The sequence below is a fragment of the Variovorax sp. LjRoot175 genome (assembly GCF_964253805.1).
In the GTDB taxonomy this organism is placed as follows: Bacteria; Pseudomonadota; Gammaproteobacteria; order Burkholderiales; family Burkholderiaceae_C; genus Variovorax.
Map to the genome: position 1 here is coordinate 5,290,945 of NZ_CAXURY020000001.1, position 15,438 is coordinate 5,306,382.

General features: G+C 68.0%; 13 protein-coding genes. 11 read left to right on the plus strand and 2 right to left on the minus strand.

The window, feature by feature from the left end; translation table 11 throughout:
* Positions 1 to 11: 11 nt before the first annotated feature.
* Both ACSQ89_RS26220 and ACSQ89_RS26225 read left to right on the plus strand, forming a co-directional pair.
* Positions 12 to 1,226, plus strand: a complete 1,215-nt coding sequence (locus tag ACSQ89_RS26220) for a M20 aminoacylase family protein (protein WP_436294097.1) — start codon at positions 12 to 14, stop codon at positions 1,224 to 1,226.
* The gene (locus tag ACSQ89_RS26225; protein WP_436294096.1) at positions 1,223 to 2,317 is read left to right on the plus strand and encodes a M14 family metallopeptidase; all 1,095 of its coding nucleotides are present in this window, start codon (positions 1,223 to 1,225) and stop codon (positions 2,315 to 2,317) included. The genes ACSQ89_RS26220 and ACSQ89_RS26225 overlap by 4 nt, the downstream gene beginning before the upstream one ends.
* Here the strand turns inward: ACSQ89_RS26225 and ACSQ89_RS26230 are convergent.
* Positions 2,314 to 3,087: a type III pantothenate kinase gene (locus tag ACSQ89_RS26230; RefSeq protein WP_436294095.1), complete on the minus strand. Its 774-nt coding sequence runs from the start codon at positions 3,085 to 3,087 to the stop codon at positions 2,314 to 2,316. The two genes, ACSQ89_RS26225 and ACSQ89_RS26230, sit on opposite strands and share 4 nt — an antisense overlap.
* A 121-nt stretch (positions 3,088 to 3,208) precedes the next feature.
* Between ACSQ89_RS26230 and lysM the strand changes: the two genes are divergently transcribed.
* Positions 3,209 to 3,673 carry a peptidoglycan-binding protein LysM gene (gene lysM, locus ACSQ89_RS26235; protein WP_436294094.1) on the plus strand — a complete coding sequence of 155 codons (465 nt, stop codon included), beginning with the start codon at positions 3,209 to 3,211 and terminating at the stop codon, positions 3,671 to 3,673.
* 4 nt (positions 3,674 to 3,677) lie between these two features.
* Here lysM and ACSQ89_RS26240 read toward each other — a convergent pair whose 3' ends face one another.
* On the minus strand, positions 3,678 to 4,142 hold the full coding sequence (locus tag ACSQ89_RS26240; RefSeq protein ID WP_436294093.1) for a rhodanese-like domain-containing protein: 465 nt from the start codon (positions 4,140 to 4,142) through the stop codon (positions 3,678 to 3,680).
* A 181-nt stretch (positions 4,143 to 4,323) separates the two neighbouring features.
* Between ACSQ89_RS26240 and ACSQ89_RS26245 the strand changes: the two genes are divergently transcribed.
* The 8 genes from ACSQ89_RS26245 (at position 4,324) to ACSQ89_RS26280 (ending at position 15,432) form a co-directional block, all read left to right on the plus strand.
* On the plus strand, positions 4,324 to 5,439 hold the full coding sequence (locus ACSQ89_RS26245; RefSeq protein ID WP_436294092.1) for a TRAP transporter substrate-binding protein: 1,116 nt from the start codon (positions 4,324 to 4,326) through the stop codon (positions 5,437 to 5,439).
* A gap of 74 nt (positions 5,440 to 5,513) precedes the next feature.
* Positions 5,514 to 6,134 (plus strand): TRAP transporter small permease subunit, encoded by a 621-nt coding sequence (locus tag ACSQ89_RS26250; RefSeq protein ID WP_436294091.1) that lies wholly within the window; start codon positions 5,514 to 5,516, stop codon positions 6,132 to 6,134.
* A complete protein-coding gene (locus tag ACSQ89_RS26255; protein WP_436294090.1) occupies positions 6,131 to 8,080 on the plus strand; it encodes a TRAP transporter large permease in 1,950 nt (649 codons plus the stop codon). Before ACSQ89_RS26250 ends, ACSQ89_RS26255 begins: the two co-directional genes overlap by 4 nt.
* 52 nt (positions 8,081 to 8,132) lie before the next feature.
* The gene (locus tag ACSQ89_RS26260; RefSeq protein WP_436294089.1) at positions 8,133 to 9,083 is read left to right on the plus strand and encodes an extracellular catalytic domain type 1 short-chain-length polyhydroxyalkanoate depolymerase; all 951 of its coding nucleotides are present in this window, start codon (positions 8,133 to 8,135) and stop codon (positions 9,081 to 9,083) included.
* Positions 9,084 to 9,194: 111 nt separating this feature from the next.
* On the plus strand, positions 9,195 to 11,291 hold the full coding sequence (locus tag ACSQ89_RS26265; RefSeq protein WP_436296568.1) for a DUF6600 domain-containing protein: 2,097 nt from the start codon (positions 9,195 to 9,197) through the stop codon (positions 11,289 to 11,291).
* 78 nt (positions 11,292 to 11,369) lie between these two features.
* A complete protein-coding gene (gene gorA / locus ACSQ89_RS26270) occupies positions 11,370 to 12,725 on the plus strand; it encodes a glutathione-disulfide reductase (protein WP_436294087.1) in 1,356 nt (451 codons plus the stop codon).
* 40 nt (positions 12,726 to 12,765) lie between these two features.
* Positions 12,766 to 14,283 carry an AMP nucleosidase gene (locus ACSQ89_RS26275; RefSeq protein ID WP_436294086.1) on the plus strand — a complete coding sequence of 506 codons (1,518 nt, stop codon included), beginning with the start codon at positions 12,766 to 12,768 and terminating at the stop codon, positions 14,281 to 14,283.
* A gap of 138 nt (positions 14,284 to 14,421) precedes the next feature.
* A complete protein-coding gene (locus ACSQ89_RS26280) occupies positions 14,422 to 15,432 on the plus strand; it encodes a Bug family tripartite tricarboxylate transporter substrate binding protein (protein WP_436294085.1) in 1,011 nt (336 codons plus the stop codon).
* The last annotated feature ends 6 nt before the right edge of the window (positions 15,433 to 15,438 follow it).

Below are 15,438 nucleotides of genomic sequence, written 5' to 3' on the forward strand. Positions count from 1 at the left end.
GACTCGTGCCCATGAAACTCATCGATTCCCTCGTCACCGAGGCGGCCGGCATCGCCGCGGTTCGACGTGACTTGCATGCCCATCCCGAACTCTGCTTCCAGGAAGTGCGCACCGCCGACGTGGTGGCGGCCAAGCTCACCGAATGGGGCATCCCGATCCACCGCGGCCTCGGCACCACCGGCGTGGTCGGCATCGTCAAGAACGGCACCAGCACACGCGCCGTCGGCCTGCGCGCCGACATGGATGCGCTGCCGGTCACCGAGCTCAACACCTTCGCGCATGCGAGCAAGCACCCCGGCAAGATGCACGCCTGCGGCCACGACGGCCACACGTCGATGCTGCTGGCAGCGGCGCAGCATCTGGCGAAGCACCGCAACTTCGACGGCACGGTCTACCTGATCTTCCAGCCCGCCGAAGAAGGCGGCGGCGGCGCGCGCGAGATGGTCAAGGAAGGTCTCTTCGAGCAGTTCCCGATGGAAGCCGTGTTCGGCATGCACAACTGGCCGGGCATGAAGGCCGGCCAGTTCGCGGTGAGCCCGGGGCCGGCCATGGCCTCGAGCAACGAGTTCACCATCACCATCCGCGGCAAGGGCGGCCATGCGGCGCTGCCGCACACCGGCATCGACCCGGTGCCGGTGGCCTGCGAGATGGTGCAGGCCTTCCAGACCATCATCACGCGCAACAAGAAGCCCACCGACGCCGGCGTGATCTCGGTCACGATGATCCACGCGGGCGAGGCCAACAACGTGATTCCCGACAGCTGCGAGCTCAAGGGCACGGTGCGCACCTTCACGCTGGAGGTGCTCGACTTGATCGAGGCCCGCATGCAGAAGATCGCCGAGCACGTGAGCGCCGCGCACGATGCGCAGTGCGAGTTCCGCTTCCACCGCAACTACCCGCCCACCATCAACACGGCCGACGAAGCGAACTTCGCACGCCGCGTGATGGCCGGCATCGTCGGCGCGGACAACGTGCTGGTGCAGGAGCCCGCCATGACGGCCGAAGACTTCGCCTTCATGCTGCTGGCCAAGCCGGGCGCCTATGCCTTCATCGGCAACGGCGACGGCAGCCACCGCGACATGCACCACGGCGGCGGGCCCTGCATGCTGCACAACGCGAGCTACGACTTCAACGACGATCTGATTCCGCTGGGCGCGACCTGCTGGGTCCGGCTGGCCGAAGAGTTCCTCCAGGGGCCGAAGGCGCCTGAAGGGACGGCCGCATGATCGGCGTCGGCGAGGCCTTCTCCCCTCGCTACGCGCAGGCACGCCAGAAGTTCCTGCAGGGTTGCGCGAGCGCCGGGCTGGCCGCGCGCTCCCATGTCCATCCGCTCAAGGGGCGCGACGGCGAAGCGCTCGCGATGGACGTGGCGCTCGATGGCGAAGCGAAGGCCGAAAAGCTGTTGATCGTGAGCAGCGCCTGCCACGGCGTCGAAGGCCATTGCGGCAGCGGCGTGCAGGCCTTCGCGCTGCACGATGCCGAGTGGCGCGAGAAGGCGCGCGACCAGGGCGTGGCCGTGCTGTACGTGCATGCGCTCAATCCGTACGGCTTCTCGTACAGCCGGCGCGTGACGCACGAGAACGTGGACCTGAACCGCAACTTCCTCGACTTCTCGCAGCCGCGGCCCGTCAACGAGGCGTACGCCCGCTTGCATCCGTTGCTCCTGCCCGATGAGTGGCCACCGACGCCGGCCAACCAGGCCGAGATCGGCAGTCTCATCGAACGCGAGGGCCTGGGCTTCTATCAGGCCGCCGTGACGCGCGGGCAGTACCAGTTTGCCGACGGCCTGTTCTACGGCGGCGACGCGCCGACCTGGAGCAACAGGACCCTGCGCGAGGTGTTGCGCACACACGCTGCCGGCGCGCGGCGCATCGGCTGGATCGATTTCCACACCGGCCTCGGACCCAGCGGCATCGGCGAGCGCATCTTCGCCGGCAGGGACGACAAGGCGGCCTATGCGCGCGCCAATGCCTGGTGGGGCACCACAGCGGCGCCGGTGACCTCGATGTACGACGGCTCGTCCACCTCCGCCTTTCTGACCGGCTTGATGTGCTACGCGCTCGACGACGAATGCCCGCAGGCCGAGCACACCTCGATCGCGCTCGAGTACGGAACCTTGTCCATGCTCGAAGTGACGCAGGCCCTGCGGGCCGATCACTGGCTCCACAAGCATCCGGAGGCGCCGGCCGAACTGGCCGCGGCCATCCGGTCGCAGATGCTGGAGACCTTCTACACGGACACGGATGCCTGGCGAGGGCAGGTCATCAGCCAGGCGCGGCAGGCGATGTTCCAGGCGGTGGACGGGCTGGCTTCCTAGGACGCCAACAGGCGCTCCTGCGCAATCACGAGCAACCCATCCATGATCAACCCATCCACGAGCTCGAACTCCCCATTCATGCTCGGCGCCATCTTCCAGGCCGCCCCGCCCGTCATGTAGCAGGCCGGCTCCACGCCGCAGTGCGAGCGCACGTGCTGCACCATGCGCTCCACCGCACCCGCGATCGCATAGGTGCCGCCGCTGGTCAGCGCATCGCTGGTGTTGGTGGGGAATTCGCGCACCTCACCGGTGGGCACGTGCAGGCCCGCGGTGCCCGATTCGAGTGCGCGCAGCATGATGCCGTGGCCCGGCAGGATCAGGCCGCCGAGGAACTTGCCGTTCGCATCCACGCCCTCGACCGTCACCGCGGTGCCGATCATCACCACCACCATCGGACGCGTCGGCCCCTGCGACAGCATGCGGTGGCGCGCGCCGATCATCGCGACCCAGCGATCGGCGCCCAGGCGCGTCGGATGGTCATAGCCGTTCACGATGCCGGCTTCGGCGGCGCTCGAAACCACCCAGCGCGGGGAGCAATCGAAGCGCTCCACCACCTGCTCCTCGGCCCGCCGCCGTACCGTGTCGCCGGCCACCACGCAACCGAGCATCGACGCCGGCGCGGGCAGGTCCGCCCAAGGGCCGTCGGCCAGCCGCTCGATGTGATCGAGAAACTCGGCACCGTGCGCCAGCAGCGACGCGCCCGGCCGCGCCGCATCGTAGAGGGACCACTTGAGGCGAGTGTTGCCGATGTCGATCGCGAGGAATGCCATGCGCGGCATTATTGCTAGTTGTTCTTACGGGCGCTTGCACATGCGGTCGCAGCCTACGCGCCGCGGTCACTTTCCGACGGTACAGTGCCCTTCCGATCAACCAAGGCGCAAGGAGAACACCATGGGTTTGCTGAGTTTCATCAAAGAGGCGGGGGAAAAACTGTTCGGAGGCTCTTCGGCCCAGGCGGCGGAACCGGATGCCAACCAGAAGGCAGCCGCCGCGATCAAGACCTACATCGAGACCCAGAACCTGGGCCTGACCGGTTTGGAAGTGACTTACGTCGCCACCTCGGGCGTGGTCACGCTCGCGGGCAACGCCCCCTCGCAGGAGGCCAGCGAAAAAGCATCGCTCGCGGCGGGCAATGTGGCCAACGTGAGCCAGGTCGACAACAAGCTGGTGGCACCCGCGGCCGATCCGGCGCAGTACCACGACGTGGTCAAGGGCGACACGCTGTCGGCCATCTCGAAGAAGTACTACGGCGATGCCAACAAGTACAACGCGATCTTCGAAGCCAACAAGCCGATGCTGAGCCACCCGGACAAGATCTACCCCGGCCAAAAACTCCGCATCCCTCCCCTCAAGTAAACGGTCAGTTCTGCTTCCAGGGCAAGCCGCGCAGGCGCCAGCCGCCCTTGCGCCCGCGATGGCCCTCGGCGTCGGCGTCGCCCTCGAAACCTTCGAGGATGTTGTAGGCCTCGAGACCCAGTTCGGTGGCGCGCCGCGCGGTCGAGATGGAACGCACGCCGCTGCGGCACAGCATCACAACCTTCTTGCCCGCCGGCACGGCGGCCTTGAGACCCTCGTCGAATCCCGCGTTGAGCGCCATCCCCGGCCACTGCTTCCAGGCCAGACCCACCCCGCCGGGCACAAAACCCACCCATTCGCGCTCGGCATCGCTGCGCACGTCGACCAGCACGGCTTCGCCGCTGGCGACCCACGCGTAGGCCTGTTCGGGCGTCACGTCGCCGGCATAGCCCTCGGCCGGCCGCACGCCCGCTCGTTCACCGGCTGGTGCGTTGCCTGCGTTGCTTGTGTTCGGGGCCGGCTGGTTCATGTCACTGTCATCCTTCTGTTTCCTAGGGTTACTGCTTAGAAGCGGGCGGTCTTTGCGTCAGAAGTCCGTTCCGCATCGCATGATTTTTCACCAGTTCGTGAAAACCCTCTTTGTCGCGATTGTTCAGCTGTCAAAGATGGCAGTCTGGGGTTTTCCAGACACATCAACGGAGAAATACGCAATGACCGAGAACAAACCGAACCGCCGCCGCAGCCTGCTCAAAGGCGCAGCCGTGGCGGCCGGCGCCATGTCCGCGCCCATGGTCAGCATGGCGCAGACCGCGTCCTTCCGCTTCCAGAGCACATGGCCTTCGAAGGACATCTTCCACGAGTACGCACAGGATTTCGCCAAGAAGGTCAATGACATGGCCGGCGGGCGCCTCAAGATCGAGGTGCTGCCCGCCGGATCCGTGGTGCCGGCCTTCCAGCTGCTGGACGCGGTGGCCAAGGGCACGCTCGACGGCGGCCACGGCGTGGTCGCCTACTGGTACGGAAAGAACTCCGCACTCGCGCTGTGGGGTTCAGGCCCCGGCTTCGGCATGGACGCCAACACCGTGCTGGCCTGGCACAACTACGGCGGCGGCAAGGCGCTGCTCGAAGAGATCTACAAAGGCCTCAATCTCGACGTCGCGTCCTACCTTTACGGTCCGATGCCGACGCAGCCGCTGGGCTGGTTCAAGAAGCCGGTCGCGAAGGTCGAGGACATGAAGGGCCTGAAGTTCCGTACCGTCGGCCTGGCGGTGGACGTGTTCACCGACATGGGAACCGCGGTCAACCCGCTGCCGGGCGGCGAGATCGTGCCCGCGCTGGACCGCGGGCTGATCGATGCGGCCGAATTCAATAACGCGTCCAGCGACCGGGTGCTCGGCTTCCCGGACGTCGCGAAGAACTGCATGCTGCAGAGCTTCCACCAGTCGGGCGAGCAGTTCGAGATCCTGTTCAACCGAGGCAAGCTCAACGCGCTGCCGGCCGAGCTGAAGGCGATCATCGAGTACGGCGTCCAGGCGGCCAGCGCCGACATGAGCTGGAAGGCGATGGAGCGCAACTCGCAGGACTACATCGAGCTGAAGAAGGCAGGGGTCAAGTTCTACAAGACGCCCGATCCGATCCTGCGCGCGCAGCTCGTGTCGTGGGACAAGACTGTGGCCAAGAAAGCGACCGAGAACCCGATGTTCAAGAAGGTGCTGGACTCCCAAAAGGCCTTCGCGGAACGGGTCGGCCAGTGGTACAACGATTACACCGTCGACTTCAAGATGGCCTACAACCACTACTTCGGACGCCAGGCGAAGAAGTCCTGACCACTGCTCTCACGGCGAGGGGCACCTGAGGTGCCCCTCCTTCTTTTTGCGGCCCCGCGAGGCCAGGATCCGTTATGCAATCTTTTATGTTGGCGGTCGACCGCTTCTCGACTTTGATCGGCAAGGCCTTCGCCTGGTGCGCAGTGCTGCTGACCGTGCTCATCAGCTGGGAGGTGTTCTCCCGCTACGCGCTCAACCGGCCGCACGCCTGGGTGCTGGATGCACAGATCATGCTGTACGGCACGCTGTTCATGACCGCCGGCGCCTACACGCTGAGCAAGAACGGCCATGTGCGCGGCGACGTGCTCTACGGCTTCTTCCGGCCGCGCACGCAGGCCATCTTCGACCTGGCGCTCTACATCCTCTTCTTCCTGCCCGGCATCGTCGCGCTGACCTGGGCCGGCTGGATCTATGCGGGCGAATCGCTCGCCATTCGCGAACAGACCTTCTCGGCCGATCCGCTGCCGCTCTATCCCTTCAAGTACATCATCCCGCTGGCCGGCATCACGCTGCTGCTGCAGGGCTTCGTCGAGATCGTGCGCTGCGTGCAGTGCATCCGGGACGGCGTCTGGCCCTCGCGCGAAGAAGACGTGGAGGAAGTCGACGTCGAGAAGCTCAAGGAGATGGTGCACGTCGACGACAAGGACATCGAGGCGCTGGACGCCGTGATCGCCTCGAAGGAGGCGACGAAATGAAGATCCGCAAGGAGCTCTGGTTCGGCCTCTCGTTCATGTTCCTGATCGTCGGCGCCGCGGCGATCATGCTGCTGCGCGTGGAGACCATCACCAACGGCCACCTCGGCCTGCTGATGCTGTCGCTGGTGGTCGTCGCGATCATGCTGGGCTTTCCCACCGCCTTCACCCTGATGGGCATGGGGATGATCTTCACCTGGTTCGCCTACGACCGGAACACCACCCACACGCTCGACCTGATGGTGCAGGCGGCCTACAAGACGATGTCCAACGACGTGCTGATCGCCGTGCCGCTGTTCGTCTTCATGGGCTACCTGGTCGAGCGGGCCAACCTGATCGAGACGCTGTTCAAGAGCCTGCACCTCGCGATGGCGCGCCTGCCGGGCGCGCTGGCCGTGGCCACGCTGGTCACCTGCACGATCTTCGCGACCGCCACCGGCATCGTCGGCGCGGTGGTCACGCTGATGGGCCTGCTGGCGCTGCCCGCGATGCTGCGCGCCGGCTACAGTATTCCGCTCGCCGCGGGTTCGATCACGGCGGGCGGCTGCCTCGGCATCCTGATCCCGCCGTCGGTGCTCTTGATCGTCTACGGCGCGACCGCCGGCGTGTCGGTGGTGCAGCTCTACGCGGGCGCCTTCTTCCCCGGCGTGATGCTGGCCTCGCTCTACGTCGTCTACGTGATCATCGTCGCCAAGCTCAAGCCGGCCTGGGCGCCGCCGCTGTCGGCGGCCGACCGGGCCGTGCCGCTGCCGCCACTCACCCAGCGGCTCACGACCGACCCCGGCGCCCATGCGCTCGGGCGGCTGGTCGCCGCGCTCAAGGGCCGGCGCAACGCCGATGTTCCGGTCGGCCACCTGCTGCGGCAGCTGAGCATCGTGCTGCTGCCGGGCCTGATCTTCGCGATCCTGGCGCTGACCAGCTACCGCGCCGTGACCACGGTGGCCGCCGAGGCGCGCTACGACATCCAGGAAATCGGTGCCGCGCGCAGCGCGCCGGACGAACAGGCGGGCGGCCTGCAGGAACCCCCGGCCGACAACGAAGGCGGCCTGCAGGAGCCGCCGAGCGAGGGCGGATTGGCCGAGCCGCCCTCTTCTTCCGGCAGCGTGCAGGAGCCGCCCGGCGCTGCCGCCGCGCCGCCGGCCGCAGCCGCTGCCGAAGCGGGCAACACGCCGGCCGCCGACACCGCCACCACCCGCGCAGCGCCGACCTGGTGGTGGATCTGCTTCGCCGTGCTCGGCGCGATCGTCGCGCTGTTCTACCTGTTCCTGAGCTTCGCGCGGCTCGAGATTTTCAAGATGCTGCTGGCATCCTTCTTTCCGTTGATGCTGCTGATCCTGTCCGTGCTCGGCTCCATCGTGCTCGGTCTCGCGACGCCGACGGAAGCGGCGGCCATGGGGGCGCTGGGCGGCTTCCTGCTCGCGGCCGCCTATCGCCGGCTCACGATGAGCGTGCTGAAGGAGTCGGTCTTCCTGACGGCCAAGACCTCCGCCATGGTGTGCTGGCTGTTCGTCGGCTCGGCCATCTTCTCGGCCGCCTTCGCGCTGCTCGGCGGGCAGGCGCTGGTGGAGGAATGGGTCCTCGGCATGAACCTCACGAAGGTCCAGTTCCTGGTGCTGAGCCAGGTCATCATCTTCGTGCTGGGCTGGCCCCTCGAATGGACCGAGATCATCGTGATCTTCATGCCGATCTTCATTCCGCTCCTGGACAACTTCGGCGTCGATCCGCTGTTCTTCGGTCTGCTGGTGGCGCTGAACCTGCAGACGGCCTTCCTCTCGCCGCCGGTCGCGATGGCGGCCTTCTACCTGAAGGGCGTGAGTCCGCCGCACGTGACGCTGAACCAGATCTTCCTCGGCATGCTGCCCTTCATGGGCATCCAGGTGCTCGCCATCCTGCTGCTCTACATCTGGCCGCAGATCGGCCTCTGGCTGCCGCAGCTGTTGTACAAGTAGGTGCACGGCACGTGCGGCCGACAATGGGCCGCTCTCAGCCGACCCGCCTGCCATGAACCCTCTGCTCGAACGCCTGGCGCGCTGGACGCGCGCCGTCCCGCACGCCCTGCGACGCATCGGCCTGTTGCCGCCTGCCGCCGAAGCCCTCCCGGGGCAGTGGCTGGAGGGCAGCTTCGCGCACCAGCACCGCCATATCGCCTACAAGCTCTTCGTGCCAGCCAAGGGCGCCGGCCAGAGGCGTCCGCTGCTGCTGATGCTGCACGGCTGCACGCAGGACCCGGATGACTTCGCCGCCGGCACGCAGATGAACCGGCTCGCCGCCGAGCGCGGTTTCCTGGTGCTCTACCCGACGCAGACGAAGCAGCACAACGCCGCGAGGTGCTGGAACTGGTTTCTGCCGCAGCACCAGCAGCGCGAGCGCGGCGAGCCGGCGCTCCTGGCCGCGCTCACGCGAGCGGTGATGGCGGAGCAGGCGGTCGATCCGGCGCGCGTCTACGTGGCGGGCCTTTCGGCCGGCGGCGCGATGGCCGACATCCTGGGGCGCACCCACTCCGAACTCTTCGCTGCGGTCGGCGTGCACTCGGGCCTGCCGATCGGCGCGGCGAAAGATCTGATGTCGGCGCTGGCCGCGATGAAGAACGGCGCGGCGGTGGCCGCGACGGCGGGCCCGGTGCGGCCGACCATCGTGTTCCATGGCGATGCCGACGAGACGGTGCATCCGCGCAACGGGGAAGAGGTGGCGACGGCCGCGCTCGCTGCCGAGTCCGGCCCCGGCAAGCCGCAAGCGCACGAGACGCAGGGCCGGTCAAAGCAAGGCCGCGCCTATGCCCGCCGCACCTACGCCGATGCCCATGGCCGCGTCGCGGTCGAGCACTGGCTGCTGCACGGCGCCGGCCACGCCTGGGCCGGGGGCAGCGCCGCGGGTTCGTTCACCGATCCCACCGGGCCGGACGCGAGCGCCGAGATGCTGCGCTTCTTTCTCTCGCATCCGCAGACCCCCTAGACGCTTACATCAGGTTGCGCACCGGGCGCGATATTTCCAAAGCTTTGCAAAGCGGATGCCAGCGCCGGGCCCGCTCGCGCGTTAATAGGGACGTCACGAAGGGAACGACCCATGAAACACCGCACCACCTCGACGTCCGGCCGCCGCGCGGCCGGCTGGCTGCTGGGTCTGGCGCTGCTCTTCACCGGGCTTGCAGCCTTTGCCCAGCAGGATCCGCCGGGCCGCGTGGCCCGCCTCAATTTCCATCAAGGCACCATCAGCTTCTCGCCGGCTGGCGACGACAGCTGGTACGACGTGGTCCCGAACCGGCCGATCACCACCGGCGACCGCCTCTGGACCGATCGCAATGCCCGCGCCGAGCTGCACGTGGGCTCCGCCACGCTGCGCCTGGACGACCAAACCAGCATCGCGGTGTCCGAACTCGACGACGACACCGCGCGCATCACGGCGCAGCAGGGCCGCCTGCAGCTGCGCGTGCGCGACGAGCTGGCGGGCCAGCGCTTCGAGATCGACACCGGCAACCTTGCTGTGGTGATCGACGCCCCGGGCGATTACCGCATCGAGGCCGATCCGGCCGCCGGCACCACGCGCGTGGCCATTGCCGCCGGCAGCGCCACGCTCTATGGCGAGGGCGGCGAATCGATGCCGCTCGGCGCGCGCCAGCAGCTCACGGTATCGGGGCGCAATCTGGCGGCAGTGAGCGGAGGCCCGGTGCGCGCCGGCAACGACGCCTTCGAGCGCTGGGTGGCCGAGCGCGACCGCATCGAAGAGCAGTCGATCTCGGCGCGCTACGTCTCGCGCGAAGTGGTCGGCTACCAGCAGCTCGACAACTACGGCGACTGGCAGAACGTTCCCGAATACGGCAACGTCTGGTACCCGCGCAATGTGGACGCCGACTGGGCGCCCTACCGCGACGGCCAGTGGGTCAACGTCGCACCCTGGGGCTGGACCTGGGTCGATGCCCAACCGTGGGGCTTTGCGCCTTCCCACTACGGCCGCTGGGCACGCATCGGCTCGCGCTGGTGCTGGGTCCCGGGCCGGCCGAATGCGCGGCCGATCTATGCGCCGGCGCTGGTCGGCTTCGTGGGCGGTGCCAACATCGGCGGCGGCCGCAACGGCGTGGGCTGGTTCCCGCTCGCGCCGGGCGAACCCTGGCGGCCGGGCTACCGCGCCAGCCAGCGCTACATCGACGAGGCCAATCGCGCGATCGCCTACCAGCGGCAGCTCGCGCGTGCCGAGTACCTGCACCGCAACACACCCGGCGCCCTCTCGCTGGTGCCAGTGGACATCTTCGGCCGCGGCCCCATCGCCCGGCGCGATTTCCTGCGCGTGCCCGAGGACCGCATCGCGCAAATGCAGGTCGCACCGGCGGTGCCAATCCCGCCGCGCGGCGATCGCCACTTCGGCGGCTTCGGGCGCCCCGCCGCTTCGCTGCCGCCGCCTGCTTTTCAGGCACGACAGCAGCAGCAATTCCAGTTCGAGCAGGCACGGCAACAGCAGCAGGCACAGCAAGCGCAGCAACAGCTCCAGCAGCGCGCAGCACAGGCGCAGGCGCAGCAGCAACTTCAGTCGCAGCAGGCACAGCGCTTCCAACAGGCCCAGCAGTTGCAACAGGCGCAACAGGCGCAGCAACTCCAGCAGGCGCAGCAACTTCAGCAGATGCAGCAACGCGACGGGCTGCGCCAGCAGCAACAGGAGCGCGCCGCGCAGGCACAGGCACAGGCACAGGCACAGGCACAGGCACAGGCACAGGCACAGGCACAGCAGCAGATGCAGTTGCAGGCCATACGCCAGCAGCAGGAGATGCAGCAGCGTGCCGCTGCCCAGGCACAGGCACAGGCCCAACAGGTCCAACAGATGCAACAGCAGCAGGCCTTGCGGGCACAGCAGCAGATGCAGGCGCAGCAACAGGCCCAACAGATGCAGCAGCTGCAACAGCAGCAGGCCCTGCGGGCACAGCAGCAGATGCAGGCGCAGCAACAGGCCCAGCAGATGCAGCAGTTGCAACAGCAGCAGGCCTTGCGCGCGCAGCAGCAGATGCAGGCGCAGCAGCAGGCCCAGCAACACAACGCGATGCGCCAAGCGCAGGAAGCCCAGCAGCGTGCCTTGCAGCAGCAACAGCAGCAGTTGCAGCAGCGCGCCGGCGATCCGCGTGTGCAGCAGCGCTGGACGTCGCGGGACTCCGCGCAGCAGGGCGATCGCCCCTGAGTGGGCCGCCGCCGATCACGAAACCCGCGCGCAGCAGCCGCTCCTTCGGCCGGCTACAGTCGGCCGCAAGGAGCACCCATGCGCACATTCGACTTCGACCTTTTCGTGATCGGCGGCGGCAGCGGCGGCGTGCGCGCGGCGCGCATGTCGGCCCAGCGCGGCGCTCGCGTGGCGCTGGCCGAATGCGCCGAGCTGGGCGGCACCTGCGTCAACGTCGGCTGCATTCCCAAGAAGCTCTACAGCTATGCGGCCGGCTACGCCGAATCCTTCGAGGAAGCGGCCGGCTTCGGCTGGCAGGGCGGTGAACCGCGCCTCGACTGGAACCGGCTCAAGGTCAATCGCGCACGCGAGATCACGCGGCTCAACGGCGTCTACCGCAGCCTGCTCGAAGGCGCCGGCGTCACGCTGATCCACGGCTGGGCGCAACTGGCCGACGCCCACACGGTGCAGATCGGCGAGAAGAAGCACACGGCGCGCCACGTGCTGGTCGCCACCGGCGGCATGCCCTTCGTGCCGGAGGTGGCGGGTCGGGAGCACTTGGTGATCTCCGACGCGATGTTCGACCTCGACCCTTTTCCGAAGCGGCTGCTGGTGGTGGGCGGCGGCTACATCGCCTGTGAGTTCGCCTCCATCTTCAACGGCCTGGGCGCCCAGGTCACGCAGCTGTACCGCGGCGCGCACCTGCTCAGCGGCTTCGACGAGGACCTGCGCCAGTTCCTGGCCAAGGAGATGACGCGCACCGGCATCGACATCCGCTTCAACTGCGAGATCGACATGATCACGCACACGGCCAGCGGCCTGTGCGCGCTGCTCTCGCGCGGCCAGCGCGTCGAGGCCGACACCATCCTCTACGCGACCGGCCGCGTGCCCAACACGCAGGGCCTGGGCCTCGAAGCCGCGGGCGTTGCGCTCGACGAGCGCGGCGGCGTGGTGGTCGATGCGCACTACCGCAGCTCGGTGCCCTCGGTCCTTGCGGTGGGCGACGTGTCGACGCGCCAGCAGCTGACGCCGGTGGCGCTGGCCGAAGCCATGGTGGTGGTGGACACGCTCTTCGGCAAGGGACCGCGGCAGCTCGACTACGAATTCACGCCGACGGCCGTCTTCACTCATCCGAACATCGGCACCTGCGGCTACACCGAGGCCGCGGCGCGCGCCAAGTTCGGCAAGGTCAGCGTATTCAGCAGCGAGTTCAAGGCCCTGCGCCACACGCTCTCGGGGAGCGGCGAGCGCACCTTCATGAAGCTGATCGTCGAGCACGCCAGCGACCGCGTGGTCGGCCTGCACATGGTGGGGCCCGACGCGGGCGAGGTGGTGCAGGGCTTCGCGGTCGCGATGCGCGCCGGCGCCACCAAGGCGATGTTCGACAGCACCATCGGCATCCACCCGACCGTTGCAGAGGAGTTCGTCACGATGCGGGAACCCATGCCAGGATAGCCCCGCGCAAGTCGCCGCCGGCACGCTGCACAATGAGCGGATGCCCTACATGCCCGCCTTCGTCGCACCCGCCCGCTTCACCGACCCCGACGCAGCCCTCGAACAGGTGCGGCTCATCTACAACGGCGGCCTGCAGCACCTGCGCGACGCGATGCAGCGCTTCGTGGCCGGCGACAGCCTGGCCGGCCGCGTGCGCGCCTGCTACCCCTTCGTTCGCGTTCATACGCACACGGTCTCGCGCCGCACGCCGGCGGCCAACGCCTGGCTGAGCTACGGCTTCGTCGCCGGGCCGGGCCGCTATGAAACCACGCTGACGCGGCCCGAACTGTTCCACCGCTACTACCGCGAGCAGTTCCGGCTCTTGCTCGAGAACCACGAGGTCGAGCTCGAAGTCGGCACCAGCACGCAGCCGATCCCGGTCCACTTCTCCTTCGCCGAGAACGACCACATCGAAGGCACGATGAGCGCCGAGCGCCGCGCCCTGATGCGCGATGTCTTCGACCTGCCCGATCTCGGCGCCATGGACGACGGCATCGCCAACGGCACCTTCGAGCCCAAGCCCGGGGAGGCGCAGCCGCTCTCGCTCTTCACCGCGGCGCGCGTGGACTACTCGCTGCACCGGCTGCGCCACTACACCGGCACCGCGCCCGAGTGGTTCCAGAACTTCGTGCTCTTCACCAACTACCAGTTCTACATCGACGAGTTCGTGCGCCTCGGCCACGAAGCGATGACCGACGAGCAGAGCGAATACATCGCCTTCATCGAGCCCGGCAACGTGATCACGCGCCGGCGCGGGCTCGCGGCGGGTTCGAGCGGCACCTTCGGTGTGCTGCTCGACGGTACGCAAGGCACGCCGCCGGGGCGCCTGCCGCAGATGCCGGCCTACCATCTGGTGCGCGAGGACTACAGCGGCATCACGATGGTCAACATCGGCGTCGGCCCGGCTAATGCGAAGACCATCACCGACCACGTGGCGGTGCTGCGCCCGCACGCATGGATGATGCTCGGCCACTGCGCCGGCCTGCGCCAGGGGCAGCAGCTCGGCGACTACGTGCTGGCCCACGCCTACGTGCGCGAAGACCACGTGCTCGACGAGGAGCTCCCGCTGTGGGTGCCGATCCCGGCGCTGTCCGAAATCCAGCTCGCGCTCGAGAAGGCGGTGGCCGACGTCACCGGCATGCAGGGCACGCAGCTCAAGAAGATCATGCGCACCGGCACGGTGGCCAGCACCGACAACCGCAACTGGGAGCTTTTGCCCGGCAACCAGCCGCAGCGGCGCTTCAGCCAGAGCCGGGCGGTGGCGCTCGACATGGAAAGCGCCACCATCGCGGCCAACGGTTTCCGCTTCCGCGTGCCCTACGGAACCCTGCTGTGCGTGAGCGACAAGCCGCTGCACGGCGAGATCAAGCTGCCCGGCATGGCCAACCAGTTCTACCGCGAGCGTGTGGAACAGCACCTGCGCATCGGCATGGCCGCGATCGACGTGCTGCGCAGCGAAGGCTCGAGCCGGCTGCACAGCCGCAAGCTGCGCAGCTTCGCCGAAGTGGCCTTCCAGTAGGCGAAGCGCCGCTTTTCGAGATTTTGTTGGCGCGAGACTGGCGTTTCCTCGCGACAGTCGTCACCGAACTCTGCGGATCGTGGGCTAGGATTCCGCCTGTCAGAAACAAAATGACACAGTTTGTGTCCCCACTCCACCATGGTTGACCCGACGCGGCGCATTTTCACCTCGTGGCTTGCTGCCACCGCAGCCGGCGCCCTGCCGGCATCCGCATGGGCCCAGGCGGCGCGGCCCGCGCCCGCCGCCGCAGCAGCAGCGACCGCCGCAGCAATCCCGCGCCTGCGCATCGTCATCCCGGCCAACGAGGGCGGCGGATGGGACCAGACCGGCCGCGCCCTCGGCGCCGCGCTGATAGCCGCCGGCGCGGTCGGCCAGATCGAGTACGAGAACGTCGGCGGCAAGGGCGGCACCATCGGCCTCGCGCGCTACGTCGAGAAGTACGACGCCGACCCCGACACCCTGCTGATGAGCGGCATGGTGATGGTCGGTGCCGTGGCGCTGCAGAAGCCGCCCGTCGACATGAGCCGCATCGCACCCGTGGCGCGGCTGACCAGCGACTACGAGATGGTGGTGGTCAAGAGCGACTCGCCGATCAAGACCGCGAAGGACCTGATCGCGAAGATGCGCGCCGAGCCCACCAGCGCCGCCATCGCCGGTGGCTCCGCCGGCGGGGTCGACCACATGTTCGCCGGCCTGCTGGCACGCGCGGCCGGCAACACCGCGGCACTCGTCTACCAGCCCTTCCCCGGCGGCGCCCAGGTGGTGTCGGCGGTGGAGTCCGGCCAGGCCGCCGCCGGCATTTCGGGCTACAGCGAGTTCAGCGAGCACATCGCCAGCGGCAAGCTGCGCGCGATCGGCGTGTCGTCGAAGAGCCCGTTCCAGGGCATCCCCTCGGTACGGCAGCAGGGCGTGGACGCGGATCTCGCCAACTGGCGCGGCGTCTTCACCGGTCGCGCGGTGCCGCCGCAGCGCCAGGCCGCGCTGCTCGAAGCCGTGCGGCGCGCGGTGGCCACGGACGCCTGGCAAAAAACCATCAAGCGCAGCAACTGGGACAGCTACTGGATGGAAGGGAAGGACTTCAAGTCCTTCCTCGAATTGGACGTGGCAACGGCCGGCGTCCTGACCTACATCCTCAAGCTCAAAGCCTGAAGAAGT